Genomic DNA, 24,652 nt, shown 5'->3' with positions numbered 1-24,652 from the left:
TTTGTTGGATGATGCTATGCAAGTAGCACCGATGCGGTACGACGATATTGATGTCCATTTACGTAAGTGGGGTAATGACGAAAACTAGTCGTCCATCAGCCCACCGTTAACGACTGCGCAGCGAACACAATCAGTTCAAGTCGAATCTGTTCGGCGTCAAAACCAACTTGCTCTGCTGCTCGCGCAGGCGTTTCGTTGGGTGAAAACCACTGACTCCAAGCCTCATTCATTATGTCGAAGTTAGCTGCCATGTCTTTCATCCAGACTTGAGCGCTCAATATCCGTGAACGGTTGCTTCCTGCCTGCTTCAGAAGTTACACGAGTCGCTCCAGCACTTGATTCGTCTGGCCCCTAATGTGTTCACTGCAATCAGCGGCGACGATGCCGCTGATCCATGCAACTCCATTGTGAATGACGATTCGGCTATCGCAGCGTCTTTAAGTTGAAATCCCTGCACGATACAAACAAGAAAATTCCAGCTTTATTGACAGGCTATCAATGCCTATCGGGCAAGTTACAACGCTTTGGCTAAAGATCATTTCAAGCTATTGGCCAGAAATTTCTGCAGTCTTTCACTTTGCGGCGCGTCGAGAATGGAGGCATCTCCTTCTTCCTCAATTAATCCTTGATGAAGAAATACAATCTTGCTTGAAACCTGACGTGCAAAGGCCATTTCATGCGTAACCATCAACATGGTTCTACCTTCTTCGGCGAGCGACTTTATGACCTTGAGCACCTCTCCGACCAACTCTGGATCAAGCGCTGAAGTCGGCTCATCAAAAAGCAGCACCTCGGGCTCCATCGCCAGCGCTCTCGCAATAGCAACGCGTTGCTGCTGACCACCAGAAAGCGTTGATGGATACTGCTGGGTCGTACGGGATGGAAGACCTACTCTTTCGAGATACCTCTCAGCGCGCTCAACCGCTTCCTGTCGAGATACACCTAATACCTTTTGAGGGCCAAGGCACACATTGTCCAGGACCGTCATATGATTCCACAGATTGAAGTTCTGAAATACCATCGCCAGCCTTGAACGAAGCTTTTGGAGTTCTCTGGCCTTAGGCAGGCTGTGTTTACCAGCAGCACCTCCAATCTCCAAGCAATAATCATCCAACTGGATTTTTCCAGCGTTCGGCTGTTCAAGGAAATTCACACAACGCAGAAGGGTGCTTTTTCCCGAACCGCTAGCACCGATAAGACTAATCACATCACCTTTATCAGCATGTAGTGATACACCACGAAGAACTTGATGTTCTCCATAGTGTTTGCAGAGGCCTGAAATGCTGAGTTTTGGCTCAGCTCCGCGGTTATTGAAAGACTGAGAATTAGTTTCTACTTTCCGGGATGTCGCTTCTGAGGAGATGGACATAAGACACCTTGTTCTCTATCTCTGCGCACATCACGTTCTGCTAGGCGCTGGATAGTGCTGGTTGACGATGAAATGAATTGCTCTGATCCCTGCAGAGCAACTTTCAGTTTTTACCGAGTGGCAGCGGTGATGATCACTTCGATCAATAATGACGGCTCGTCGAAAGCTACCTGACATGTTGCACGAGCGGGACGGCCAGCCGATCCAAGCCATTTGCTCCATTCATCATTCATCGGATCGAAGTCCTGAACAATATTGGCGAGCCAGATCTGCGCCGACAAAATATGATCCTTATCGCTACCGGCTTGGCTCAGGCGCTCGTCGATTTTTGCTAGAACTTCGCGTGTTTGGCCTCGAATGTCCTGAGTACAATCGGTAGCAGTAATACCTGCGAGGTATACGACGCCATTGTGAACGACCGCTCGGCTCAAGCGGGCATTGCTTTCTATACGATTGATTGAAGTCATATAGGTGTGCTCCATGGTTATTTTTCGTTGGCCAACTCGGCGAGTGTGATCGGCTTGAGTGGAGGACGGATTCGGTAATAGCCGACCTCGGAAGGCGAAACCTGCCGGGCATCCGCCAGAATCTGTGTCACGGACAATCCGCACTGCCTGCCTTGGCAGGGACCCATCCCGCATCTGCCAAATGCTTTCGCTTGGTTCGGACCCAGGCATCCCAGCGCTGCGTATTGGCGAACCGCGCCTGCAGTGACCTCCTCGCATCGGCAAATGATGGTGTCATCGGCCGGGAGCTGGAGACTCTGGATAGGTCTATACAGTCGTTCCAGCATCGGACGAATACAGCGGATTTTTTCCCAGGAGCGACGGATTGTTTGCGCTTCTGATTCGGCAGCTTTCGAGGTCAATTTTTCTAGCGATATTGCAATGCCTAGCCCCGCGAGTCGCCCCTGTAAAGCAGCGGCCTCGGCGCCATTCACACCAGCTCCATCACCTGCGATGAAAAAACCGGGAACGCTCAACGCTCCCCACTGATCCTGTTTGGTTACCCAGCAGACTTGGCCCTCATCCCACTGGTGTTCCGCTCCGATGGACAGCGTTGGATGAGTATTAGGAACTACGCCCTGATGCAGCAGCACAAGGTCGCAATCCACCCGGCACTGTGCTCCTTTGTGGGTAAAACTGATGGCCTGCGCTTTGACCTTGCCCTCAATCTGGATGTCGGTCGCACCCTGGTACCAATCGATGCCTGCCCGTCGAATTTGAGCCATCAAAGAGATGCCTTTGAAGAGCTGCTTCCAGGCAGGCAGCGCAGCAGGCAAATAGCGAGCTGCTGCCATCAAGTCGCTGCGAGCGCTCGTATCCACGAGTGCTTTGATTTTCACACCGGCTTTCAAGTATTGAACAGTCAGCAGGTAGAGCAACGGACCTGTACCCGAGAGCACTACAGCTCCATTGGGTACACGCGCTCCGGTTTTCAGAAGAATTTGGCCTGCACCCGCCGTCATGACACCAGGGAGGGTCCAACCGGGAACTGGCATGGGGCGTTCATAAGCGCCACTGCAGAACAAGATGCGCTCTGCAGATATGACACGAGTCACCCCCGCAACACGAAAGTGCACTTCGCGTTCAGCCGTTACAAGCCACACCGAAGCATTCGGAACGTAGTCGATCCCGCTTTTTATGAAGGAGGCTACCGCTACGCTTCCCGCCGCATAGTCCTTGCCTAGCAATTCTTTACGTTTAGGTGAGGCGAGGCTTACCTCCCTATAGATCTGGCCGCCGGGTGTCGCCTGTTCATCCAGAACCAATACCTTCACGCCTTCAGCGTGCAGACGCATTGCGGCCGCGATGCCGGCAGGCCCAGCGCCCAAAACTATTGCCTGCACATGGTCAGTCATGGGTGCCACCTTTGGTCGCTGCTGGAGAATGGGTTGTGACCTTCAAACCCGCATGAGTCCGGACCTGACAGGCCTGTCGCGAAACCCCGTCGATTTCAACCAAGCATTCAAAACAGACACCCATCATGCAGTAGGCCGTACGAGGGGCCCCGCTCACAGCGGTCTTTCGGGTGACATCTACGCCAGCTTCGAGAAGAGCCGCCGCCAAATTCGTGTCGTCCGCGACGCTGATCTGCTTTCCATCGAACTCAATGAGAACCTCGGATGTGCTGGCATCCAGAGATCGAAACAACGGGCTAGTGGCCATTGCTGTTCACCTTATAGTCAGGGTTCTTGAACCGCTGATCGCTGAATACTTGGAGCTCGTCCGGTGCCGGCCCGCCCGCAATCCATGGCGCCACTTCATAGGCATGTACTGCTGCCAGCGTCACACCGCTGTGGCAGGTAAGCGCAAAGACGCCTGGAAAGCTTGGAGACTCTTGGTAAATGGGAAAGCCGTCAGGCGTGAGCACCCTGAGCGCACCCCACGCGCGAACTAGTTGAACGTTGGCGAGCCTCGGAAAACAGGCAACTGCACGTCGGGCAATGTCTGACATCACGTTGGCACTAACGCCGTCATTCAAGCCTGTGGATTCATTGGAATACCCAAGCTGCACGGTTCCTTCGCTGGTCTGACGAACGTAGTTGGTGGGGTAATCCAGAAAATGAGGCAGACGCTCGGTTATCAGGATTTGTCCACGATTTGGAGACAAGCCAAGGGATATGCCGACCTGCTGTGCCAAGGATTGATTACCTAGCCCAGCGGCCAACACAACGCGGTCTCCCTCCCATGTCCGGCCGTTACCCGTCAACCGGTAACCCGACCCAGTGCTCTCGATCTTTTGGACCTCACAACCGGTTTCCAGGCTCACCCCACGTTGTTGAACCGCTGAGGTGAGCGCCCTTAGGAGCAAGAGTGGATTGGTGTGACCATCGTCAGGGCTGTAGCAAGCCCCCACAACATCTGGCCCCACGCCAGGCAGCCGCCGTCGCAGCTCTTCAGGGCCCAGCTCTTCAAATCGATACTTGCCCTCCAGCGCCTCGCGCAACCAGCGCAATTGACCCGCCTCTTCAACCATGTCCTCTTGGGTTAAACAAAGACTGAACCCTCCCGGCTGGCGCAGGTGTACGTCGATTCCTGTCTCGGCCAACAGGTCGTTGGCAAGGCGGGGCCACATTGCTGCAGAACGGAGTGTCAATCGTGCATAGGCGGGCATCCCATAGCCTTTACCCTGTACCCAAACAAGGCCGAAATTCCCTCGTGCCGCTCGAAGGGCAGTATCCCCTTGATCCAACAGCAGAACTTTCTGTCCCCTGTCGGCAAGGCCGTAGGCAGTCGCCAAACCGACCAATCCACCGCCCACAACGATCGTTACACCACTCATAAGTTGCCGCTCCGCTCAGCCTGGAATATTCGCTCTTACTCCAATGGAGTTACGTCGAATTTCAGCCATTTTTCAGAAAGCTTCTTCACCGTGCCGTCGTTGACTGCCGCTGTGATGGCTTCATCAAACTTCGCCTTCAAGGCCGTATCAGACTTTCGCAGCCCAATGCCGATACCAGGACCAAAAACCCCGCCGGAAAATATCGGGCCAGCCATATTCGTGCCTTTCAGCGACGGATCCTGAGTTGCGAGTTTGAGCACGACAGCGTTAGCCAATACCGCATCGATGCGACCACTCATCAAATCCATGTTGTGAGCATCAACGGTCTTGTACTCGCGACCTTCGACGACCTTCGAAAGATATTTTTCAGCGAAGGCAGAAGCGGTAGTCGATCCTTGTACGCCGATTACTTTGCCTTTGAGGTGGGGCGCCATCTGGTTGATGAGAGCCTCAGCCCCTGTCTCGTCTTTATCGAGATTGATGCTTTTAGCGTCGCCAGGCAGCTTGGCGAGGCTGCTGTTATCAAGCACTAGAAAGCCGTTGAGTGGAGCTGCGTACGTGCGACTGAAACCGATTACCTCTTGGCGCTTAGGCGTAATACTCATGCCTGCCATGATTGCGTCGATTTGCCCTCCGTTCAGTGATGGAATCAACCCGTCCCAATCATGCGCAGAGATCTCACACTTAGCCTTCATGCGATCACACAGGTCCCGAGCCAGCTCGATCTCGAAGCCGTCGAGTTGCCCACCTGGTTTAACAAAGTTCCAGGGTGCATACGCGCCTTCTGTGGCAATTCTGATGACTTGGGAATCTTCAGCGTTGGCGAACGATGCGCATACGCTGGAAAACAATACTGCACTCAACATCAAGTTCTTAAATTGCATAGCAAGCTTCCTCAATTCAGATTTGGCAGATTTATGCTGCTAACTTCTTCAACGCCGCATACCCCGTGTAAGCCGGGATTCCATCAGTGTTACTGCACGAGTTACTACAAAATTGAACAGCAGGTATAACGCACCGGCACATACGAAGACTTCGATAGGCCGATAACTTTGCGACACCAACTTTGCTGCAATACCTGTCACCTCCATTAGCGTGACAATCGAAGCAAGTGAGGTAGATTTGATTTGTAGGATTATTTCGTTTCCGTAAGCAGGCAACATTTGGCGCCACGCCTGCGGGAGAATTACACACCGCCAGATTTGATCCTTACGCAAGCCAACGGACAGTGCCGACTCAATTTGTCCGTGCTGGACGGAATTGATGCCTCCCCGAAGGATCTCGCTGGTATAGGCTGCAGTGTTCAAGGCCAGTGCCGCGAGAACGCACCAGTAAGCCTCTCTGAGGTAGGCCCAAGCGAAACTCTCACGTAGCCAGCTGAACTGGCCCAGACCGTAGTAAATAACAAACAACTGAACCAGCAGTGGAGTGCCGCGGAATATGGAAACAAAACCCCGGGCGGGATAATCCAGCCACACTTTTTTTGACAGGCGCATGGCGCAGATAACTGATGCCAGAACTAAGCCGATAGCGCAGGAAAACAGCGATAAACCCAGTGTAAGGGGGACGCCAGCCAGTAGTCGTTTGAAGCACTCAAGCAGAAATGCGAAGTCCATCATGCTCTCCTCATCGGCTTATCAAGCTTGTGCTCAAGCCGCGCAATCAAATGGCTGCTGAATGCGCTGATGACGAAATACAGGGCAGCGGCAGTGCAGTAAAAAAGGAAGGGTTGATGGGTTGCACCTGCGCCTATCTGCGATTGGCGCATCAGCTCTACGAGCCCAACAACGCTGATCAGGGCAGAGTCTTTCAGGACCAGTAGCCAAACGTTGCCAAGGCCTGGTAGAGCAAGCCTCAACGCTTGGGGGGCAATAATCAGTGAGAACAGCTTGAATTTGCTGAGGCCTATTGATCGGCCCGCCTCGATGCTACCGATTGCAACGCTGTTCACTGCACCGCGAAGTACCTCCAGCTGGTAAGCGCCACTGATTACAGAGATAGCCACTACGCCCACGAAAAATCCGGGCAGCCCCACGAATCCTTTGAGTCCTAGGGATTGAGCCAACTGGGTCAGCACCATGCTGCTGCCAAAGTAAAAGAGGTAGATGACTAAGAGGTCAGGTACCCCACGTAGCACAGTGGTGTACACGTCGGCCAGCCATCTCAAGAGGTAAGACCGTGACAGCTTTGCCCAGCAGCCAAGGCAGCCGATGACCGATCCACATAGGAATCCGCAGACCGATATCGCGCACGTCATCAAGGCGGCGAGCAACATATCGGTTGCCCATCCCTGGTCACCGAAGTTCATTATTTCTAAGAAATTCACGGTATTACTCCACAGGCGACAGCGCGCTTATCAGGGTGGCGTTACGGCAGGATGCTTGGTGCTACTGGCGCCAGCGGGGCGCGATTTTTTTCTTGTTCTGTTTAATGTTTTGCAATTTCGCATGCTCCGAGCATAATTCAAAATCAAAAATACCCCCTTCAAGTATGCGCAAATGTTATGAGGTGAATCATGCGTATCAACCACCGCCAAGTTGAGGCATTCCACGCCGTGATGCGAACAGGCAGCATGACTGGGGCCGCAAACCTGATGTCAGTGACACAGCCAGCGGTTACACGTCTGATCAGGGACTTTGAGGAGGCTGTCGGTTTACCGCTATTCCAAAGGCGGGGCAGTCAATTAATCCCTACCCCTCAAGCGCACGCCCTCATTCCCGAGGTAGAGCGATCGTTTATCGGTCTTGATCGGATCGGTCGCCTGGCATCTGGGATCAGAGAACACACGGCGGGCTCGTTAAGGATCGCGGCAATGCCGGCAGTGGCAAACACGCTATTGCCGAGATTTTTGGCGTACTTTCTTCCGGAGCGACCGAACCTCCAGATCAGCATTCTGGGGGTTCCATCGCATCAAGTAGCGGAAATGGTGTCAGCTGGCCAAGTCGATATCGGTTACGCCGAAGGACCGATCAATCCGCACGGCGTCGAAATGCTGTCTGTGGACATGGATGCGGTTGCGGTGATGCCCAGCAACCACCCCATGGCCAAGCTGGAGATCGTGGCACCGAGCGATTTTGAAGGGCAGCGATTTGTCGCGCCTCGGCCAGGGTCAATTTTTTCTTCTGGGGTGCAGATTGCCCTGGCTCAAGTCCCCCGAGTCACTCAGCTGGAAACGAGTTTGTCTTATACCGCTTGTGCACTCGTTGCCCAGGGGCTCGGCGTGAGTATCGTTGATCCACCCACAGCATTTGATTTTGTGGGGAAGGGACTCGAAATGCGCCCCCTCTCGGTGAAAGTGGATACTGGATTCCTTGTCATCCGCTCCAGCAAAAGCTCTCAGCAGGCGTTAACAGAGGAGTTTTCTCATCAGTTCCTGACATTCTACAAAAATGGCTGGATGGACCTGCCCGAACTCTAAAACTCTGCAGGTCTAAACCGTCCCAAAGCCAGTTTTGAAGCCGCCAACTCTTGTCAGTGACTGGAGGGGATTGTGTGCGGCTTCGGTTAGATTTACGCCGCTCGTCTCACTTTGACCTTTCCTGAAGAGCCGCCTGCAAACGGGAAGAGATCCTTCGGATCCTGAGCCCAAGGAACGAGTTCGATGGTGATGCCGAGATTTCGTCGCTCGGCTTGTGTATTGATGTACCGGAGGGTCGAATAGTCCTCCAACGCAAATCCTACAGAATCGAAAAACGTTACCTGATCACGTGATTGCCGACCCTCTTCCGAACCAGCGAGCACACGCCAAAGGTCGACTACCGGGAAGTCAGGTGGCATCTGCTGTAGATCGCCTTCAATCCGTGTTTGCGGCTCATACTCGACAAACACACGTGACTGACGAAGGACATCTGCGTGCAGTTCGGTTTTGCCCGGGCAGTCGCCACCAACGCCGTTTATATGCATAAGAGGTCAGGCGGCCTTTGGTACTTGTACTGGCCAAGATGAAAAAAACCCGCTTCGGCGGGTTTTTTCGTATCGACCAACCTCAGGCGTCTTCTCGGAGAATCAGGGCAGACGTTTGCTGAATCTGGCGGTGAAGGGCATGCGCAGGGCAGGGGTCGCATAAATGCTCCCCAAAAGTGCGGAAGCGATTGCATGAGAGCTTAAAACCCCCAAACCCCAGAAACGAAAAAGCCCTGACTAATCAGGGCTTTAGCGTACAAAAATGGCGGAGGCGATGGGATTCGAACTCATGGACCTGTTACAGTCGACGGTTTTCAAGACCGTTGCCTTAAACCACTCGGCCACACCTCCGTATTGCGTTGCGGGCGCCATAATACCCGAATGAAACACACTGTCAAACTCTCTGCGTCGCTTGTTACAAGGGGTCTGTTATGATCTTTGAGACTGAACGTTTCAAACCTACAGGAGTGTCGCCATGCGCGAACAGGATTACGCAGTTAATAACGGCGTGCAGGCTGAGCAGCTAGAGGTTAGCCGCGTCCTGCGCAACACTTATGGCCTTCTTGCCCTTACTCTCGCATTCAGCGGTGTAATGGCCTATGTCGCTCAGCAGATGCGGGTCGGCTACCCGAATATCTTCGTGGTGCTGATCGGTTTCTATGGTCTTTTCTTCCTGACCAACAAACTTCGTGATTCGGCTTGGGGCCTGGTGTCGGCTTTTGCCCTGACCGGTTTCATGGGCTTTTTGCTGGGCCCTATCCTCAACCGTTACCTGGGCATGCAGGGCGGTGCTGAAGTGGTCAGCTCGGCCTTTGCGATGACCGCGCTGGTGTTCGGTGGCTTGTCGGCCTACGTCCTGATAAGCCGCAAGGACATGAGTTTCCTGGGTGGTTTCATCACCGCGGGCTTCTTCGTGTTGATGGGCGCGGTGCTGGCCAGTTTCTTCTTCCAGATCAGCGGCCTGCAGCTGGCGATCAGCGCAGGTTTCGTGCTGTTTTCTTCGGTCTGCATTCTGTTCCAGACCAGCGCCATCATTCACGGCGGCGAGCGTAACTACATCATGGCGACCATCAGCCTGTATGTATCGATCTACAACCTGTTCGTCAGCCTGTTGCAGTTGTTCGGCATCATGGGTCGTGATGACTGATCGTTGATTGAATGAAAAAACCCGCTTCGGCGGGTTTTTTTCTGCCTGGCGTTTGACCTCAGATGTTCCAGTGCCTAGCCGTTTTGCCCAGGCGCCGGCGCATGTCTTCGACCGTGCCGGCCAATTGCCGGGTCAGTAGGCGGTAGCCGTCCAGGGCAGTGTAGATCGGTTCGCTCAACGTTGGGTCTTGGGGTGCATTGCCGGGTCGATCCAGGCGTTGTGCGGCGCCGGATTTCAGGGCGCGGGCCATGCCAATCAATTGCACGCGGATGTAGCGGTGCTCGCTTTTGAGGGCGGCGCGCATCAGTTCCAACTCTTGCGCGGTGGTCGGCCGGGTGTTGCCCAGGATCTCCAGGGTGCTGACGCACATGCGCAGGCTGCGTTGCAGGGCATCGAGCTGGGTCATGGAAATCTTCACCTCCTTGGACACCGAGGGCATCAGCGAGCGCAGTTGCAGCAGGGCGCTGTTGAGGCGGTTCAGCAGTTTCAGGTGTTCATCGTCGGTGACCGATTGGCCGCTGACGATCCGCCCATACAACGTGGCGCAGTCGCGCAGGGCGCTGGCCAGGTTGTAGCGCCAGGAATACACCGCGTACAGCGGCAGAGCGAAGGAGAAGGCGAGGGCCAGGACGATGCCGATCAGGATGTCTACGGTGCGCCACAAGCCGTCTGTGATGGGGTTGTCACCGTGGCCGGCAACGATGAACACGGTGATCGCCGACAGCAGGGCGGTGTAGCCGCCCTTGCCGATGGCGTGGTACGAGAAAAAGCCGCACACCAGAGACATCTGTAAATAGGTCAGCCACGGCATGCCCAGCCACGCATGCTGGGCCACCAGCAGCAGGCCGACGGCGGCGCCGATCAGCGTGCCATAGGCGCGTTCGGCGGCTTTTTTGCCGATGTTGCCATGGTGCTGCAAGCCGCCGATGACCACCAGCATGGTCACTGAGGCCCATTCGCCGTGGGGCAGGTTGATGCCGCTGGTCAGCAGGATGGTCGCCAGCAGGCCCAGGGAAACCCGTATCGCATGGATCAGCCGCGCATGGCGGTAGCGCCGGTACGGGTCCAGCAGTGGGCGCAGTAAGCGGCGCGCCCAGGCCGGCAGGCGCAAGGTGGGGAAGGCAATCATGGGGCGGGCGCAGGTCCTCGTCGGTGGGGGTCAGAACAGGTAATCGGTGGTCAGGAAACTGGAGTCGCGGTTGCGCAGGATCTCGCTGAGCAAGGCCTTGTTGCCATCCAGGGCTTTGGTCGCCACCAGGGTGCGAATGGAAAACACCCGCAGCGCATCGTGCACCGACAGCGTGCCTTCGGCGGAGTTCTTGCGCCCGTTGAACGGGTAGGTGTCCGGGCCGCGCTGGCATTGAGCGTTGAGGTTGATGCGCCCGACCTGGTTGGCGAAGGTGTCCACCAGTGGCCCAATTTCGCTGGCCTGGTTGCCGAACAGGCTCAGTTGCTGGCCGAAGTCCGACTCCAGCACGTAGTCGATCACGGTGCGCAGGTCGCTGTAGGGCACGATGGGCACCACCGGGCCGAATTGCTCCTCTTGGTATACGCGCATGTCGCGGCTGACCGGGTAGAGCACCGCCGGGTAGAAGAATGAGGCGCGGGTCTGCCCACCGTTTTCGTTGACCACCCGCGCGCCCTTGGCCACGGCATCGGCCACCAACCCTTGCAAATAATCCACCTTGCCCGTCTCGGGCAGGGGCGTCAGGGCCGCGCCGGTTTCCCAGGGCATGCCCGGGGCAAGGCTGGCGAGTTTGCGGTTGAATTTTTCGATGAACTGCTCCACCACCCGCTCATGCACAAACAGGATTTTCAGTGCGGTGCAGCGCTGGCCGTTGAACGACAGCGCCCCGGTCACGGCTTCGTTGACCGCGTTATCCAGGTCCACGTCGGGCAGCACGATGCCGGGGTTTTTCGCGTCCAGGCCCAGGGCCGCGCGCAGGCGATGGGGGCGCGGGTGGAGTTTTTTCAGGTCGCTGGCGGCCTTGTTGGTGCCGATGAACGCAAAGATATCGACCTTGCCGCTGGCCATCAGGGCGCTGACGGTTTCGCGGCCGCTGCCGTAAATCACGTTGATAACCCCGGCCGGGAAGCTGTCGCGAAAGGCCTCCAGCAGCGGGCGGATCAGCAGCACGCCGAGCTTGGCCGGTTTGAACACCACGGTGTTGCCCATGATGAGCGCCGGGATCAGGGTGGTGAAGGTTTCATTGAGCGGGTAATTGTAGGGCCCCATGCACAGCGCCACGCCCAGGGGGACGCGGCGGATCTGGCCAAGGGTGTCTTGTTCCAGCTCGAAGCGGCTCGAACGGCGGTCCAGTTCCTTGAGGGCGTTGATGGTGTCAGTGATGTAGTCGCAGGTGCGGTCGAACTCTTTTTCCGAGTCCTTGAGGTTCTTGCCGATTTCCCACATCAGCAGCTTGACCACCGCCTCGCGCTGCTGGCGCATGCGGGCGAGGAAGGCTTGTACATGGCCGATACGCTCGGCCACGCGCATCGTTGGCCACGCGCCCTGGCCCCGGTCATAGGCGCGCACGGCGGCGTCGAGGGCGGTCAGTGCGGTGGTGGCGTCCAGCAGCGGCGTGCTGCCGAGGATGACTTGCTCGTCACCGTGCTCGCCGGCCAGGTACACCGGGCTGCGGACCTGGGCGAGGGCGCCGGGCCAGGTGTGCAGGGTGCCGTCCACCAGGTACTCGCGCTGCTCGATGGGACCATCGAGGCGGTAGGCGGGCGGGATGTCGGTGGCGCGGGGGAACAGCGAGTCGAGGAAAGCGGCGGTGGTCATGGCATTACCCTGTGTCTGGTGCTGGCGATGAAGGAGAGCGATATCGGTTGGCAGTGGGCAGGGCAGGTCTGGGTATGAGCTGCAAGCCTAGCCGCTTTTGCCGGTCGGGGTACATGACCGGCGTCACCTCGCAGCTTGCATAAACCCCACAAACGGTGAGGTGCAGCGTAAACTGCGCGGCTTTTCAGAGGAGTTGTCATGAGTTACTACCAGCCCGGCATTCTCGCCACCCCCGTACCGCCGCAGGCGCGCCATCTGTTTTTTGTCCTGGAGTCCACCGCGGCGCTGCCAGCGGCACTGGACCGCTTGCTGCCCCTGGTGAACGAGCGTGCGGTGATCGGGCTGGGCGAATCGCTGGTGCGAGCCATGGGCGCCCAGGTCGAGGGGCTGCGCACGTTCCCGGCCATGAGCGGCGTCGGCGTGGACAACCCCTCCACCCAGCATGCCCTGTGGTGCTGGCTGCACGGCGAAGACCGCGGTGAACTGCTGCACCGCAGCCGCGCCGTCGAAGCCGCGCTGGTCCCGGCCCTGCGCTTGGTACAGATGACCGAAGGCTTCCGTCACCTCAATGGGCACGACCTCTCCGGTTACGAAGACGGCACCGAAAACCCCCACGACGAAGCCGCCATTGCCGCCGCGCTGGTGCCTGCGGGCCGCGAGGGCCTGGTGGGCGGCAGCTTCGCCGCGATCCAGCAATGGCAGCATGACCTAGACGGTTTCGCCGCGATGCCGGGCCAGGAGCAGGACCACATCATCGGCCGGCGCAAAAGCGATAACGAAGAACTCGACGACGCGCCCGCATCGGCCCACGTCAAGCGCACCGCCCAGGAAAGCTTCGCGCCCGAGGCCTTTGTAGTACGCCGTTCCATGCCTTGGGTGGAGGGCAACCGCGCTGGCCTGATGTTCCTCGCGTTCGGCTTTTCCCTGGATGCCTTCGAGGTGCAACTGCGGCGCATGAGTGGCCTGGAAGACGGCATCGTCGATGGCCTGTACCGCATGAGCCGGCCGATTACCGGTGGCTACTACTGGTGCCCGCCGCTCCAGGACGGCCGCCTCGACCTGCGCGCCCTGCGCCCGGCCTGACGGCCCCTGTCGCCCGCGTGGCGATAGTTTTTTATCCAGCACCCGGCAACTTTTGCCGCGCCGGGTGCTCTTTAAGATCGCCTCCCTTGTGTGAATCGCGATCGTCATGACAGACCTTTCCCACCCCATCCTGCCCCTGGCCTATGTGCCGTTGTACCGCCAGCTGTACGACGTGCTGCACGCGCGCATTGTGAACGGCGAATACCCCGCAGACACTCAGATGCCCTCGGAAAGCGAGCTGGGGCGGCTCTTTCGCGTCAGCCGCATTACCGTGCGCCAGGCCTTGGCCGAACTGCATCGCCAAGGGCTGATTTTCAAAATTCAGGGCAAGGGCACGTTCGTCGCCCGAGCCTGACCTGACTGAAGGCAGTTGTCAGAGAATTCCCACAGGAGTACAAATGTACTCCATGACCACACTCAGCCCCCGCCGTACCGCCATCCTGACCTTTATCCGCGAGCGCATCGCGAACCAGGGCCAGCCCCCCAGCCCCCCAGCCTTGCCGAGATCGCCGAGGCGTTTGGTTTTGCCTCCCGGAGCGTGGCGCGCAAGCATGTGCTGGCGTTGACCGAGGCCGGGTTTATCGAGGTCAACCCCAACCAGGCGCGGGGTATTCGCGTGCTCGGCCAGGCCCCAGCGGCGCAGATGCTCGACGTGCCGGTCCTGGGCCGCGTGGCGGCGGGCGCGCCCATCGGGGTGGATGCCGAGGTGCACAGCCGCTTGCTGCTGGACCCGGCGCTGTTTTCGCGCCCACCCGACTACCTGCTGCGGGTGCAGGGCGACTCGATGATCGACGACGGCATTCTCGATGGTGACCTGGTGGGCGTGCGCCGTAGCGTCGAGGCCGAGAACGGCCAGATCGTGGTCGCGCGGCTCGACGGTGAGGTGACCATCAAGCGCCTGGAGCGCCGCGCCGGCAGCGTGCGCCTGCTGCCGCGCAACCCGGCGTATGCGCCCATCGTGGTGCGGGCCGACCAGGACCTGGCCATCGAAGGGGTGTTTTGCGGTTTGCTGAGGCAAGGCTGATGGGCGCCGTCGTCGCACTGGACAGCCTGCTCAACGCCGGCCAGGTATGGAAAGGGCGCCCAACAGCGCCCGTGGCCAGCCCCCAGCCCACCGGCCATAGCCTGCTGGACGCGGCCCTGCCCGGTGGCGGCTGGCCACCCGGGGCGCTGACGGAAATCCTCACCGCCGCCCCCGGCATTGGCGAATTACGCTTGCTCTGGCCGACTCTGGCGCGGCTGACGGCCCAGGGCGAACGGGTGGTGCTGGTGGCGCCGCCCCATGTGCCCTATCCGCAGGCGTGGCAGAGCGCCGGGGTAGACCTGGCGCAGTTGGCGCTGGTGCGGGCTGGCGAGCGCGAGGCCCTGTGGGCTGCTGAACAGTGCCTGCGCTCGGGCAGTTGCGCCGCGGTGCTGTGCTGGCCAAACCACGCGGACGACCGCGCCTTGCGCCGTTTGCAGGTGGCGGCCGAAACGGGGCAGACCCTGGCGTTTGCCTACCGTGACCTGACCCACGCCATCAACCCATCGCCTGCGGCCTTGCGCCTGGCCATGGACGCTCACCCGGCGCAGTTGCGCGTCCTCAAGTGCCGTGGCGGCTTGGCCCGCTCGGCGCCGATCGCCTTCGCCCAGGGCTTGTGAGGTTGGCATGCGCTGGGTGTGTATTGTCTTCCCCCAATTGGCCCTGGACGCCGTGCTGCGCCAGCGCCCCGATGCGGACCAGGCGTTGGTGCTGCTCAGCGGTAGCGCCCAGCGCCGGGTCCTGCAAGCGGTCAATGCGCCGGCACGGGCGTTGGGCCTGCGCCCGGGGCAATCGCTGGTGGCGGCCCAGGCCCTTTGCAAGGACTTTGTCTGCGCCGAGCATGACCCGGCGCAAATCGAGCATTGGCAACAGTTTCTCGCGGCCTGGGCCTACCGTTTCAGCTCCCAGGTCAGCCTCGACTACCCGCGCACCTTGCTTCTGGAGATCGAGTCGAGCCTGGGCCTGTTCGGCCCCTGGCCGCAGTTCGAGGCGCGGTTGCGGGCCGAGTTGACGGCCCTGGGCTTTCGTCATCGCTTGGTGGCGGCGCCCAACCCGCTGGCGGCGCGAGTGCTGGCCAATGCCTATGACGGCTTTGCCGTGGCCGATGCCCCGGCGTTGCAGCGCATGCTCGGGCAAATGCCGGTCGAGCGCCTCGGCTGGCCCCAGGACGTGGCCACGGCCCTGTCGCGCATGGGCTTGCGCACCCTGGATCAGGTGCGCGCCTTGCCCCGGCAAAGCCTGGCGCGGCGCTTCGAGGCCCAGGTCCTCAAGCACCTGGACACCCTGCTCGGCGAGCGGCCCCTGGCCCTGGCGTTCTACCAGCCGCCGCAGTACTTCGACCTGCGGATCGAGTTGAACTACGACGTCCTGTCCCATCAGGCCCTGCTGTTTCCCTTGCGCCGCTTGACCGCTGACCTGGCTGCGTTCCTCTGTGGGCGTGACTGCGGCGTGCAGCGTTTTGTCCTGCACCTGGAGCATGCCGGGCGCCCGGACAGCAGCATCCCGGTGGGCCTGCTCAGCGCCGAGCGCGAGCCGGCCATGCTGTTTGAGCTGGCCCGGGGGCGCCTGGAGCAAGTGCAGGTGCAGGCGCCGGTGCGGGGTGTGCGCCTGGTGGCCGAAGACCTGCCGGCCTTTGCCCCCCAGCACCGTGAACTGTTCGACGAGCGCCCGCAGCAATCCTTGCCCTGGGAGCAACTGCGCGAACGCCTGCGCGCGCGGCTGGGGGATGACGCGGTACACGGCTTGGGCCGGGTGGCCGACCACCGCCCAGAACACAGTTGGGTGCCGCGCCCCGTTGTGCCGCCCGGTCCGTGCGCCGCCGGCGTGCGCCGCCCCGGGTGGCTGCTGGCCCAGCCCCAGGCCTTGGCCGATGGCGCGGTGCGAGTGCTGATGGGCCCTGAGCGCATCGAGTCTGGTTGGTGGGACGGGGAGGACGTGCGCCGTGACTATTACCTGGTGCAAACCCGTGACGGCCAACAGGGCTGGGCCTATCGCAGCGTGGGCGTGGGCGAGGGCGGCCCGTTGTGGCTGCAAGGCTGGTTCGCATGACCCCGGACTACGCCGAGTTGCATTGCCTGTCCAATTTCAGTTTCCAGCGCGGCGCCTCCAGTGCCCAACAATTGTTCGAGCGAGCCAAGCGCCTCGGCTACCAGGCCCTGGCCATTACCGACGAATGCACCCTGGCCGGCATCGTGCGCGCCTGGCAGGCGGCCGAGGCGGTGGGCCTGGCGTTGATCGTGGGTAGCGAAATCCGCCTGGAAAACGGCCCGAAACTGGTGCTGCTGGTGGAAAACCTTGCCGGTTATCAAGCCCTGTGCGGGCTGATTACCCAGGCCCGGCGCCGCAGTGAAAAAGGCCACTACCAGGTGCTGCGCGAAGACCTCGAAGGTGGCCTGCCGGGGTTGCTGGCCCTGTGGTTGCCCGATGGCCCCCACGACCACGCCGCCGGCCACTGGTTGCGCGGCGTGTTTGGCGAACGCCTGTGGCTGGCCGTGGAGTTGCATTGCGGCCAGGACGATGCCCGCCACCTCGCCGGCCTGCGCCAATTGGCCGCCAGCCTGGGCCTGCCGCTGGTAGCTTGTGGCGATGTGCACATGCACGTGCGTGGGCGCCGGGCCCTGCAGGACACCATGACCGCTATTCGCCACCATGTGCCGGTGGCCGAGGCCGGCCAACGCCTGTACCCCAACGGCGAGCGCCATCTACGCAGCCTCGACGACCTGCTGCGCCACTACCCCCGCGACCTGCTGCAAGCCTCGGCGGACATTGCCCGGCGCTGCACGTTCGGGCTGGGCCAATTGCGCTACCAGTACCCCCGGGAACTGGTGCCGGCGGGGCACACGCCTGCGTCCTGGCTGCGCCAGTTGACCGAAGACGGCTTGCTTTGGCGCTGGCCAGGGCAGGGCGCCGACGCCAAGGTGCGCGAACTGATCGAAAAAGAACTGGCGTTGATCGAGGCGCTGGGCTACGAGAGCTATTTCCTCACCGTGCACGACATCGTGCGCTTTGCCCGCACGCAAAAAATCCTCTGCCAGGGGCGCGGTTCGGCGGCCAACTCAGCGGTGTGCTACGCCCTGGGCATCACGCAAATCGACCCCAGCCGCATGAACATGCTGTTCGAGCGGTTTTTGTCCCGCGAGCGCAACGAGCCACCGGACATCGACGTCGATTTCGAGCACGAGCGCCGCGAAGAGGTGTTGCAATACGTGTTCCAGCGCTATGGCCGGCGCCGGGCGGCGTTGACGGCGGTGGTCAGTACCTACCACGGCGCCGGTGCGGTGCGCGATGTGGCCAAGGCCCTGGGCCTGCCGCCCGACCAGATCAATGCCCTGGCCGATTGCTGCGGGCGCTGGAGCGACCAGGCGCCGCCCCTCGAGCGCTTGCGCGAGGGCGGTTTTGACCCCGACAGCCCAGTGCTGCGGCGGGTGCTGGGGCTGACCGGGCAACTGATCGGTTTTCCCCGGCACCTGTCCCAGCACCCCGGTGGCTTCGTGATCTCCGAGCAGCCCCTGGACACCCTGGTGCCGGTGGAGAACGCGGCCATGGCCGAACGCACCATCATCCAGTGGGACAAGGACGACCTGGACCGGGTCGGCCTGCTCAAGGTCGATATCCTGGCCCTGGGCATGCTCAGCGCCATTCGCCGCAGTTTCGAGCTGATCTACCGCTTGCGCGGCCTGGAACTGAGCCTGGCGAGCATCCCCGCCGAAGACCCGCAGACCTACGCCATGATTAGCCGCGCCGACACCATTGGCGTGTTCCAGATCGAGTCCCGGGCGCAAATGTCCATGCTGCCGCGCCTACGTCCGAAAACCTTTTACGACCTGGTGATCGAAGTGGCCATCGTGCGGCCCGGGCCGATCCAGGGCGGCATGGTCCACCCGTACCTGCGCCGGCGTAACGGCGAGGAGGCCGCCACCTACCCATCCCCTGCGCTGGAGTCAGTGCTCAAGCGCACCCTGGGGGTGCCGCTGTTTCAGGAGCAGGTGATGCAGATTGCGATTGTCGCCGCCGACTACAGCCCCGGTGAGGCCGATGAGCTGCGCCGCTCCATGGCTGCGTGGAAGCGCCACGGCGGTTTGCAGCACCACCAAGTGCGCCTGCGTGAGGGCATGCTGAACAACGGTTACAGCGAAACCTTCGCGGCGCAGATCTTCGAGCAAATCAAGGGCTTTGGCAGCTATGGCTTTCCCGAATCCCATGCGGCCAGTTTTGCCCTGCTGACCTACGCCAGTTGCTGGCTCAAATGCCACGAACCGGCGGCGTTCGCCTGTGCGCTGATAAACAGTTGGCCGATGGGGTTCTACAGCCCCGACCAGATTCTCCAGGATGCCCGCCGCCATGGCTTGCAGGTGCGCCCGGTGGACGTGGGTGCCAGCAGTTGGGATTGCAGCCTGGAGCCCATGGCCGGTGCGCAACCGGCGATTCGCCTGGGCCTGCGCATGATTAAGGGCTTTGCCCAGGAAGACGCCGTGCGCCTTGAAGCGGCGCGCCGAGGGGCGCTTTTTCGCGATATCGCCGACCTGGCCGAGCGCGCACAACTGGACGCCCGCGCCCAGGCACTGCTGGCCGATGCCGGCGCCTTGCGCGGTTTAGCCGGCGACCGCCACCGCGCCCGTTGGGCGGTGGCCGGGGTGCAGACGCAACTGGGCCTGTTCGCCGGCTTGGCGGAGCAGGCCGAACCGGAGGTGCGCCTGCCCAGCCCCAGCGTTGGCGAAGACGTGCAAGCCGACTATTTAACCCTGGGCACCACCCTGGGGCCCCATCCGCTGGCGCTGTTGCGCGAGTCCTTGAACGCCTTGCGCTGCCGCAGTTCCAAAGCCTTGCTGGCGGTCGAGAATGGGCGGGCGGTGCGTGTCGCCGGGCTGGTCACCGGGCGCCAACGCCCCGGCACTGCCAGCGGCGTGACGTTTGTCACCCTGGAAGACGAGTTCGGCAACCTCAATGTGGTGGTCTGGCGCGACTTGGCCGAACGCCAGCGGCGGGTGCTGGTGGGGGCGCAACTGCTCAAGGTCGAGGGCACCCTGGAGACCAAGGACGGCGTGGTCCACATCATCGCCGGGCGCCTCACGGACCTGAGCGCGATGCTTGAAGGTATCGCCGTGCGCAGCCGGGATTTCCGTTGATAGGCAGGCTTTTCTGGGCGTTTTTTTTGTAGGTTTTGAGAAGTGCGAATGATTTTTTTTCTGTGCGCACGGGTGGTATCTCGTCATAATCGCCCGCGGTTTCGTCCAGGACGTCACCCTTTATTGGTTTTTCAGGAGAAGTGCACAGTGAGAATGATCTCGCGGTTTTTGTTGTCTGGTCTTGCCGTCGCGGCCTTGGGCACCTTGGGTGGCTGCGCCACCGAAAGCTCCCGCGCGCTGACGGTGACCAAGGTCGAAAGCGCCAGCCGGGTGTATTCCGGCGTGCGTGTACCGATGGCCGTTGGTAAGTTCGATAACCGCTCCAGCTACATGCGCGGGATTTTTTCCGATGGCGTGGACCGGCTCGGTGGCCAGGCCAAGACCATCCTGATTACCCATCTGCAGCAGACCAACCGCTTCAATGTGCTGGACCGCGACAACCTCGGCGAAATCCAGCAGGAAGCCCAGTTCAAGGGCCAGGCCCAACGCCTCAAGGGCGCGGATTTCGTGGTCACAGGCGACGTCACCGAGTTCGGCCGCAAGGAAGTGGGCGACCGCCAGTTGTTCGGCATCCTCGGGCGCGGCAAGACCCAAGTGGCCTACGCCAAGGTCAACCTGAACATCGTCAACATCAGCACCTCGGAAGTGGTGTATTCGACCCAGGGCGCGGGCGAGTACGAACTGTCCAACCGCGAAATCATCGGCTTTGGCGGCACCGCCAGCTATGACTCCACCCTCAATGGCAAGGTGCTCGACCTGGCCATGCGCGAGGCGATCAATCGCTTGGTCGAAGGCATCGATGCCGGCGCCTGGAAACCTTCGAACTGATACGTGGCGAACACAGGGAGTTTCATCGCAATGGGCTTTATCAAGACTTCACGGGCGCTGCCGGCCTGCGCGCTGGCCGCTGCCCTGCTGCTGAGCGGCTGTGCCAGCGCCCCGAAAACCCTCTACCAATGGGAAGGCTACCAACCCCAGGTGTACGAGTACTTCAAGGGCGAAGAGCCTGCCCAGGCCCAGGCCGAAGCCCTGGAGCGCGACTTGCAGAAAATCGCCTCCACCGGCAACAAGGCACCGCCGGGTTACCACGCCCACCTGGGCATGCTGTACCTGAGCATGGGCAAGGATGACCAGATGGTGCAGCAGCTGCGCACCGAAAAAGCCTTGTTCCCCGAATCGGGGCCGTACATGGACTTTTTGCTCAAGAACGCCAAGACCGGAGACGCCAAATGAGCCTGCGCATGGTTAAAACCCTGGTGGGCTTGTGTGCCCTGGCCTTGCTGGGCGGCTGCGCGACGCCCAAGACGGTGGATTACTCGGCGTTCAAGCAGAGCCGCCCCAAGACTATCCTGGTGCTGCCGCCACTCAATGAGTCGCCGGATGTCAAAGCCACCTACAGCCTGCTGTCCCAGGTCACGTACCCGCTGGCCGAGGCCGGCTACTACGTGATGCCGATCGCCCTGGTGGACGAGACCTTCAAGCAAAACGGCCTCAACACCCCAGGCGATATCCACCAGGTGTCGCCGGCCAAGCTGCAAGAGATCTTTGGCGCGGACGCGGCGCTGTACATCACGGTCAAGGAATACGGCACCAGCTACATGCTGATTACCAGCGAAACCGCCGTGACTGCCAGCGCTCGCCTGGTGGACCTGCGCACCGGCGCCGCGCTGTGGACCGGCACTGCCCGGGCTTCGAGCGAGGAGGGCAACAACGCCAACGCCGGTGGGTTGGTGGGCATGTTGATTACCGCTGCGGTCAAGCAGGTCATCAACAGCTCCACTGACGCTGGGCACCCGATTGCCGGCGTCGCCAGCCAGCGCCTGCTCTCGGCCGGGCAACCTGCCGGCCTGCTGTACGGCCCGCGTTCGCCCAAGTACGGCAGCGATTGACCCCGTATGTAGCAAATGGGCTTGCCCGCGCTGCGCTGCGTAGCAGCCCTCCAGCAGTGTGGCGCCTGGCGGATTTTTACGGCCGCTGCGCACCCGAGCGCGGGCAAGCCCGCTTGCTACAGGGTTAAAAGGGCCGCTGGTCTGATGGGAGGTCGACAGAAGGTCATCGCCGAGGCCATGCTGTTGACTGGCCAGCACGATGCCCTGTGCTGGCTTCCGATCACTAGACGGAGGTGTTCCATGCCGGTGAAACATGACCTGTGCCAGGACTTGAACCGCTCGCACGACGAGATTCAAGGACGTCGGGCGCAAGATCCGCATCTTGATGCACTGATCGACAAGTACGCCAACCTCGATAAACAAGTGCTCCAGGCCGAGGCTGAGGCCCGCAGCGATGAAGAGCTGAAGAAGCTCAAGGAGAAGCGAGTGAACCTCAAGGATGAAATTTCCCAGCGCCTGGTCGCACCTTCCTGAATTCGTTCCACCCAGGGCGGGGCCAAATGGCCCCGCCTGCTGTTTCTACCCTGCCAATGCACGCTGTGCCACGTCCCGCAAGGCCAGCATCGAGGCCGCCGATTCCCGTTCGATCCGCCGCTTGAGCAAGAGCCGGTTGGCCAGGCGCATCCACCTGCTACTGAAGCGATATTCCAGGGTGCGGATAAACCGCGTGCCCAGGCTCGCGGTGGGCTGGCACTCGTAAGTCAGGCGCAGGTGCAGGCCTTCGCCGTGGGCGTGGGCTACCCAGCGGTGGCCGGGCAAGTATTCGTGTACCTCCCAGCTCAGGTGCCCGGCGCGCCCGCCGGCGTGGATGTCTTCCTCGAAATGTGCGCCGACCGCCAGCGGCCCGGGTGGCGCCTCGACCCGCAGGGATGAGGGGTGCCACTGCGGCCATTGGCTGACGCTGCTGGCATAGGCCAGCACGGCTTGGGGTGGGTGCGGGATGTCGACCTGATGCTGGAGGCAGGTCATGGTGCTGCTTGGCGAGTGGGTGTCATCCGGCTCCCAGTGTAGGGTGCCGAACAGGTAGTCCATCAGGGGCAAAACGATATTGAAGTTGCGCCCCTGCATCAGCTCGCGGCGGTGATGCAGTGCGTGCAGTTGGCGCATTTGGCGAATCCACGGCAGGCGCGCCAGCCTGTGTTCGGGCGGCAGGTGCTCGCAGGCGTGGAACACTTCATAACTGAGGTAGCCCAGAATCATCCCCGCGCCAAACAGCCCGGCCACGTTGGCGTCCCAGTACTGCAACAGCCACCACGCTGGTAGGGTTATCAGCAGGCTGTGGGCGACGATCAGCCAGGCCGGGAACAGAATCACCCGCCAGTCCCGGGGGCTGTCGTAGGTCATGTGGCCGGGGCTGAAAAAACTGTGGTGATCGCCCGTGTGACGGGCGTAGAACAGCCGCGCCCAGCCCCGTTTATGGTGGCCCAGGTAGCGGTGCACCAGGTAAATGCCCAGGTTGAACAACAGCAAGGTGGCGGGCAGCGCCAGCCATTGCAGGACGCTGACCTGCTCCAGAGTGTTGGCAAAAAAAACAATGGCCAGCAACCCGAATGCCAGCACGAAACCACCGTGCAACCAGGGGTTGTAGCGCGGGTGGACGCCAGCACGATAGCGCTGGCGAAAGGCTTGGGTGGTGGGGTTCACGGTACGCTCCGCAGGTGGGCACAGTGACAGCAGCCTAGCCCCGGTTCGCCTCCTCGGCCAATGGCGGGGCCAGGGTTGCCACAAGCGGACACCTCAGATCATCGGGTCCCAGCGCTGTGACCAGTCGTTGTCGGCCCGCACCAGTGCCCGCAGCAGCTCGAACGCCTGTTGCAGGGTGGCCGAGTCGCGGTCGCGCGAGTACACCAGGTAGGTCGGGTAGCTGAATTCCGGAGCCTTGGGCACGCGCTCCATCACGCCGCTGTCGAGGTAGCTTTGCACCACGCGGGTACGGAAGTAGCCGCTGCCGCCGTTTTCCAGGAGGTACTGCAGAGCCAGCGGGCCGAGGTTGAAACTCAGCGCGGCGCGGGCCCGTTCCGGCAGCGCGGCGTCATGCTGGCGGCGAAAATCCTCGCCCCAATCGACGTACACATAGGGTTCGGGCCGGGAGACCAGGCGCACCAGGATCAGCTTTTCCTCCAACAACTGCTCCACCTGCAAACGCGGCCAGTACTGCGGCTGGTAAACCAGCGCGGCGTCCAGCACCCCCAGCTCCAATTGGCGCAGCAGGTGCTCGCCGTCGCGGATTTCCGTGCGCAAGGCGTGGCCGGGGATGTGCTCGCGCAGCGCCCGGGCCCAATTGAGCATCAGCGGGTTGCACAGGCTCACCTCGCCACCGATGTGCAGCACGTTGCGATAGCCGTCAGGTAGCGGCAGGTCACGGCGGGCCGCTTCCCAGGTCTGCACCAGTTGATTGGCGTAGACCACGAACGCTTCGCCGTCGGCGGTCAGGCGCGCACCGGCGCGGTTGCGCACGAAAAGAGTGCTGGCCAATTGGCTTTCGAGTTTCTGCACCCGAGCGGTGATGGCGGTCTGGGTGACGTGGAGCTTTTCGGCGGCGGCCGCGAGGCTGCCACTGCGGACAATCTCCAGAAAAGTGCGGGCGAGGTCGATGTCCATGGGGTTTCAGGTCGGCAAGGGGGCGGCCATTGTAGGCCAAGGCGCCGGGCAGGCCCAGAAACACGAATCCCGCCACAAGGGCGGGATTCGCTGTTGGCCGGCCAGGGAATCAGGCTGGGAACAGTTCGCTCAGTTTCATCGCCAGCATCATGTCGCCTTCAGCGCGCAGCTTGCCGCCCATGAAGGCCTGCATGCCGTCGGTTTCGCCGCTGACGATGCCTTGCAGGGTTTCGCTGTCCATCACCAGGGTCACCTGAGCGTCAGGGTTGACGCCTTCTTGCAGCTCGCAAGTGCTGTCCTTGACGACCAGGGAGAAGTTCTTTTCTTCATCGATACGGAAACCGAACACCAAGTCCAGGCCCGCAGCGGCGGATGGGTTGAACTTGGCTTTCATTGCTTGTACGGCGTCAGCTACGGAGGTCATGGTTCGATCCTTTTAGGGT

At 60.9% G+C, this 24,652-nt stretch carries 24 protein-coding genes, 1 tRNA gene and 3 pseudogenes; 12 read left to right on the top strand and 16 right to left on the bottom strand.

Going from position 1 to position 24,652, the window contains the following annotated elements; all coding sequences use genetic code 11:
• Nucleotides 1-95: 95 nt before the first annotated feature.
• The 9 genes from AC19YT_RS15795 to AC19YT_RS15755 all read right to left on the bottom strand — a co-directional run bounded on the left by AC19YT_RS15795 (nt 96) and on the right by AC19YT_RS15755 (nt 6,980).
• A complete protein-coding gene (locus tag AC19YT_RS15795) occupies nt 96-311 on the bottom strand; it encodes a Rid family hydrolase (protein WP_500610595.1) in 216 nt (71 codons plus the stop codon).
• Nucleotides 312-535: 224 nt separating this feature from the next.
• Entirely contained in the window at nt 536-1,369 is an 834-nt protein-coding gene (locus AC19YT_RS15790; RefSeq protein WP_500610581.1) for an ABC transporter ATP-binding protein, read from the bottom strand.
• Nucleotides 1,370-1,479: 110 nt separating this feature from the next.
• Entirely contained in the window at nt 1,480-1,836 is a 357-nt protein-coding gene (locus AC19YT_RS15785) for a RidA family protein (RefSeq protein ID WP_500610580.1), read from the bottom strand.
• 17 nt (nt 1,837-1,853) lie between these two features.
• A complete protein-coding gene (locus AC19YT_RS15780) occupies nt 1,854-3,230 on the bottom strand; it encodes an FAD/NAD(P)-dependent oxidoreductase (protein WP_500610579.1) in 1,377 nt (458 codons plus the stop codon).
• Nucleotides 3,223-3,537: a (2Fe-2S)-binding protein gene (locus AC19YT_RS15775; protein WP_500610578.1), complete on the bottom strand. Its 315-nt coding sequence runs from the start codon at nt 3,535-3,537 to the stop codon at nt 3,223-3,225. Before AC19YT_RS15775 ends, AC19YT_RS15780 begins: the two co-directional genes overlap by 8 nt.
• Nucleotides 3,527-4,654, bottom strand: a complete 1,128-nt coding sequence (locus tag AC19YT_RS15770; RefSeq protein ID WP_095109805.1) for an NAD(P)/FAD-dependent oxidoreductase — start codon at nt 4,652-4,654, stop codon at nt 3,527-3,529. The genes AC19YT_RS15775 and AC19YT_RS15770 overlap by 11 nt, the downstream gene beginning before the upstream one ends.
• A gap of 35 nt (nt 4,655-4,689) precedes the next feature.
• Complete coding sequence (locus tag AC19YT_RS15765; RefSeq protein ID WP_500610577.1) at nt 4,690-5,538, bottom strand: lysine/arginine/ornithine ABC transporter substrate-binding protein; 849 nt, start codon at nt 5,536-5,538, stop codon at nt 4,690-4,692.
• Nucleotides 5,539-5,586: 48 nt separating this feature from the next.
• Nucleotides 5,587-6,270 carry an ABC transporter permease gene (locus AC19YT_RS15760; RefSeq protein WP_500610576.1) on the bottom strand — a complete coding sequence of 228 codons (684 nt, stop codon included), beginning with the start codon at nt 6,268-6,270 and terminating at the stop codon, nt 5,587-5,589.
• Nucleotides 6,270-6,980: an ABC transporter permease gene (locus AC19YT_RS15755; RefSeq protein WP_256576611.1), complete on the bottom strand. Its 711-nt coding sequence runs from the start codon at nt 6,978-6,980 to the stop codon at nt 6,270-6,272. Before AC19YT_RS15755 ends, AC19YT_RS15760 begins: the two co-directional genes overlap by 1 nt.
• A gap of 189 nt (nt 6,981-7,169) precedes the next feature.
• Here AC19YT_RS15755 and AC19YT_RS15750 point away from each other — a divergent pair, with 189 nt between their 5' ends.
• Nucleotides 7,170-8,072, top strand: coding sequence for a LysR substrate-binding domain-containing protein (locus tag AC19YT_RS15750; RefSeq protein WP_095109802.1), 903 nt, complete (start codon nt 7,170-7,172; stop codon nt 8,070-8,072).
• Between the two features lie 92 nt (nt 8,073-8,164).
• Here AC19YT_RS15750 and AC19YT_RS15745 read toward each other — a convergent pair.
• Nucleotides 8,165-8,563 (bottom strand): annotated as a pseudogene (locus AC19YT_RS15745) (ornithine cyclodeaminase); the annotation flags it as partial.
• 257 nt (nt 8,564-8,820) lie between these two features.
• Nucleotides 8,821-8,908 (bottom strand) — tRNA-Ser (locus AC19YT_RS15740).
• 124 nt (nt 8,909-9,032) lie between these two features.
• Between AC19YT_RS15740 and AC19YT_RS15735 the strand changes: the two genes are divergently transcribed.
• Nucleotides 9,033-9,704: a Bax inhibitor-1/YccA family protein gene (locus AC19YT_RS15735; RefSeq protein WP_095109801.1), complete on the top strand. Its 672-nt coding sequence runs from the start codon at nt 9,033-9,035 to the stop codon at nt 9,702-9,704.
• 58 nt (nt 9,705-9,762) lie between these two features.
• Here the strand turns inward: AC19YT_RS15735 and AC19YT_RS15730 are convergent, their stop codons facing one another.
• Both AC19YT_RS15730 and AC19YT_RS15725 read right to left on the bottom strand, forming a co-directional pair.
• Entirely contained in the window at nt 9,763-10,833 is a 1,071-nt protein-coding gene (locus AC19YT_RS15730) for an FUSC family protein (RefSeq protein ID WP_095109800.1), read from the bottom strand.
• A gap of 30 nt (nt 10,834-10,863) precedes the next feature.
• Complete coding sequence (locus AC19YT_RS15725) at nt 10,864-12,489, bottom strand: NADP-dependent glyceraldehyde-3-phosphate dehydrogenase (protein WP_500610575.1); 1,626 nt, start codon at nt 12,487-12,489, stop codon at nt 10,864-10,866.
• A 198-nt stretch (nt 12,490-12,687) separates the two neighbouring features.
• On the opposite strand from AC19YT_RS15725, the gene AC19YT_RS15720 reads away from it, so the two are divergent.
• The 10 genes and pseudogenes from AC19YT_RS15720 (at nt 12,688) to AC19YT_RS15675 (ending at nt 22,082) form a co-directional block, all read left to right on the top strand.
• The gene (locus AC19YT_RS15720) at nt 12,688-13,572 is read left to right on the top strand and encodes a Dyp-type peroxidase (protein ID WP_500610574.1); all 885 of its coding nucleotides are present in this window, start codon (nt 12,688-12,690) and stop codon (nt 13,570-13,572) included.
• 106 nt (nt 13,573-13,678) lie between these two features.
• Nucleotides 13,679-13,921 (top strand): annotated as a pseudogene (locus tag AC19YT_RS15715) (GntR family transcriptional regulator); the annotation flags it as partial.
• 49 nt (nt 13,922-13,970) lie between these two features.
• Nucleotides 13,971-14,596: pseudogene (gene lexA / locus AC19YT_RS15710) on the top strand (transcriptional repressor LexA).
• A complete protein-coding gene (gene imuA / locus AC19YT_RS15705) occupies nt 14,596-15,213 on the top strand; it encodes a translesion DNA synthesis-associated protein ImuA (protein WP_500600285.1) in 618 nt (205 codons plus the stop codon). Before lexA ends, imuA begins: the two are co-directional and overlap by 1 nt.
• A gap of 7 nt (nt 15,214-15,220) precedes the next feature.
• Nucleotides 15,221-16,642 carry a Y-family DNA polymerase gene (locus AC19YT_RS15700; RefSeq protein ID WP_500610573.1) on the top strand — a complete coding sequence of 474 codons (1,422 nt, stop codon included), beginning with the start codon at nt 15,221-15,223 and terminating at the stop codon, nt 16,640-16,642.
• The gene (locus AC19YT_RS15695; RefSeq protein ID WP_500610572.1) at nt 16,618-19,719 is read left to right on the top strand and encodes an error-prone DNA polymerase; all 3,102 of its coding nucleotides are present in this window, start codon (nt 16,618-16,620) and stop codon (nt 19,717-19,719) included. The genes AC19YT_RS15700 and AC19YT_RS15695 overlap by 25 nt, the downstream gene beginning before the upstream one ends.
• Nucleotides 19,720-19,872: 153 nt before the next feature.
• Entirely contained in the window at nt 19,873-20,547 is a 675-nt protein-coding gene (locus AC19YT_RS15690; protein ID WP_176465133.1) for a CsgG/HfaB family protein, read from the top strand.
• A gap of 30 nt (nt 20,548-20,577) precedes the next feature.
• Nucleotides 20,578-20,952: a DUF4810 domain-containing protein gene (locus AC19YT_RS15685; RefSeq protein WP_095109791.1), complete on the top strand. Its 375-nt coding sequence runs from the start codon at nt 20,578-20,580 to the stop codon at nt 20,950-20,952.
• Nucleotides 20,949-21,608, top strand: coding sequence for a DUF799 domain-containing protein (locus tag AC19YT_RS15680; RefSeq protein ID WP_095109790.1), 660 nt, complete (start codon nt 20,949-20,951; stop codon nt 21,606-21,608). Before AC19YT_RS15685 ends, AC19YT_RS15680 begins: the two co-directional genes overlap by 4 nt.
• Nucleotides 21,609-21,848: 240 nt before the next feature.
• Nucleotides 21,849-22,082 carry an HP1242/YdcH family protein gene (locus AC19YT_RS15675; protein ID WP_095109789.1) on the top strand — a complete coding sequence of 78 codons (234 nt, stop codon included), beginning with the start codon at nt 21,849-21,851 and terminating at the stop codon, nt 22,080-22,082.
• Nucleotides 22,083-22,127: 45 nt separating this feature from the next.
• Here the strand turns inward: AC19YT_RS15675 and AC19YT_RS15670 are convergent, their stop codons facing one another.
• The 3 genes from AC19YT_RS15670 to AC19YT_RS15660 form a co-directional block, all read right to left on the bottom strand.
• A complete protein-coding gene (locus AC19YT_RS15670) occupies nt 22,128-23,252 on the bottom strand; it encodes an SRPBCC family protein (protein ID WP_500610571.1) in 1,125 nt (374 codons plus the stop codon).
• Nucleotides 23,253-23,345: 93 nt separating this feature from the next.
• The gene (locus AC19YT_RS15665) at nt 23,346-24,209 is read right to left on the bottom strand and encodes a LysR family transcriptional regulator (protein ID WP_500610570.1); all 864 of its coding nucleotides are present in this window, start codon (nt 24,207-24,209) and stop codon (nt 23,346-23,348) included.
• A gap of 109 nt (nt 24,210-24,318) precedes the next feature.
• On the bottom strand, nt 24,319-24,633 hold the full coding sequence (locus tag AC19YT_RS15660; protein ID WP_095109786.1) for an SCP2 sterol-binding domain-containing protein: 315 nt from the start codon (nt 24,631-24,633) through the stop codon (nt 24,319-24,321).
• Between the last annotated feature and the right edge of the window lie 19 nt (nt 24,634-24,652).

It is taken from the genome of Pseudomonas sp. MF08875, assembly GCF_059862525.1.
The sequence above is the reverse complement of the archived record's forward strand: the minus strand, read 5'-3'. Positions and strand labels throughout refer to the sequence as shown.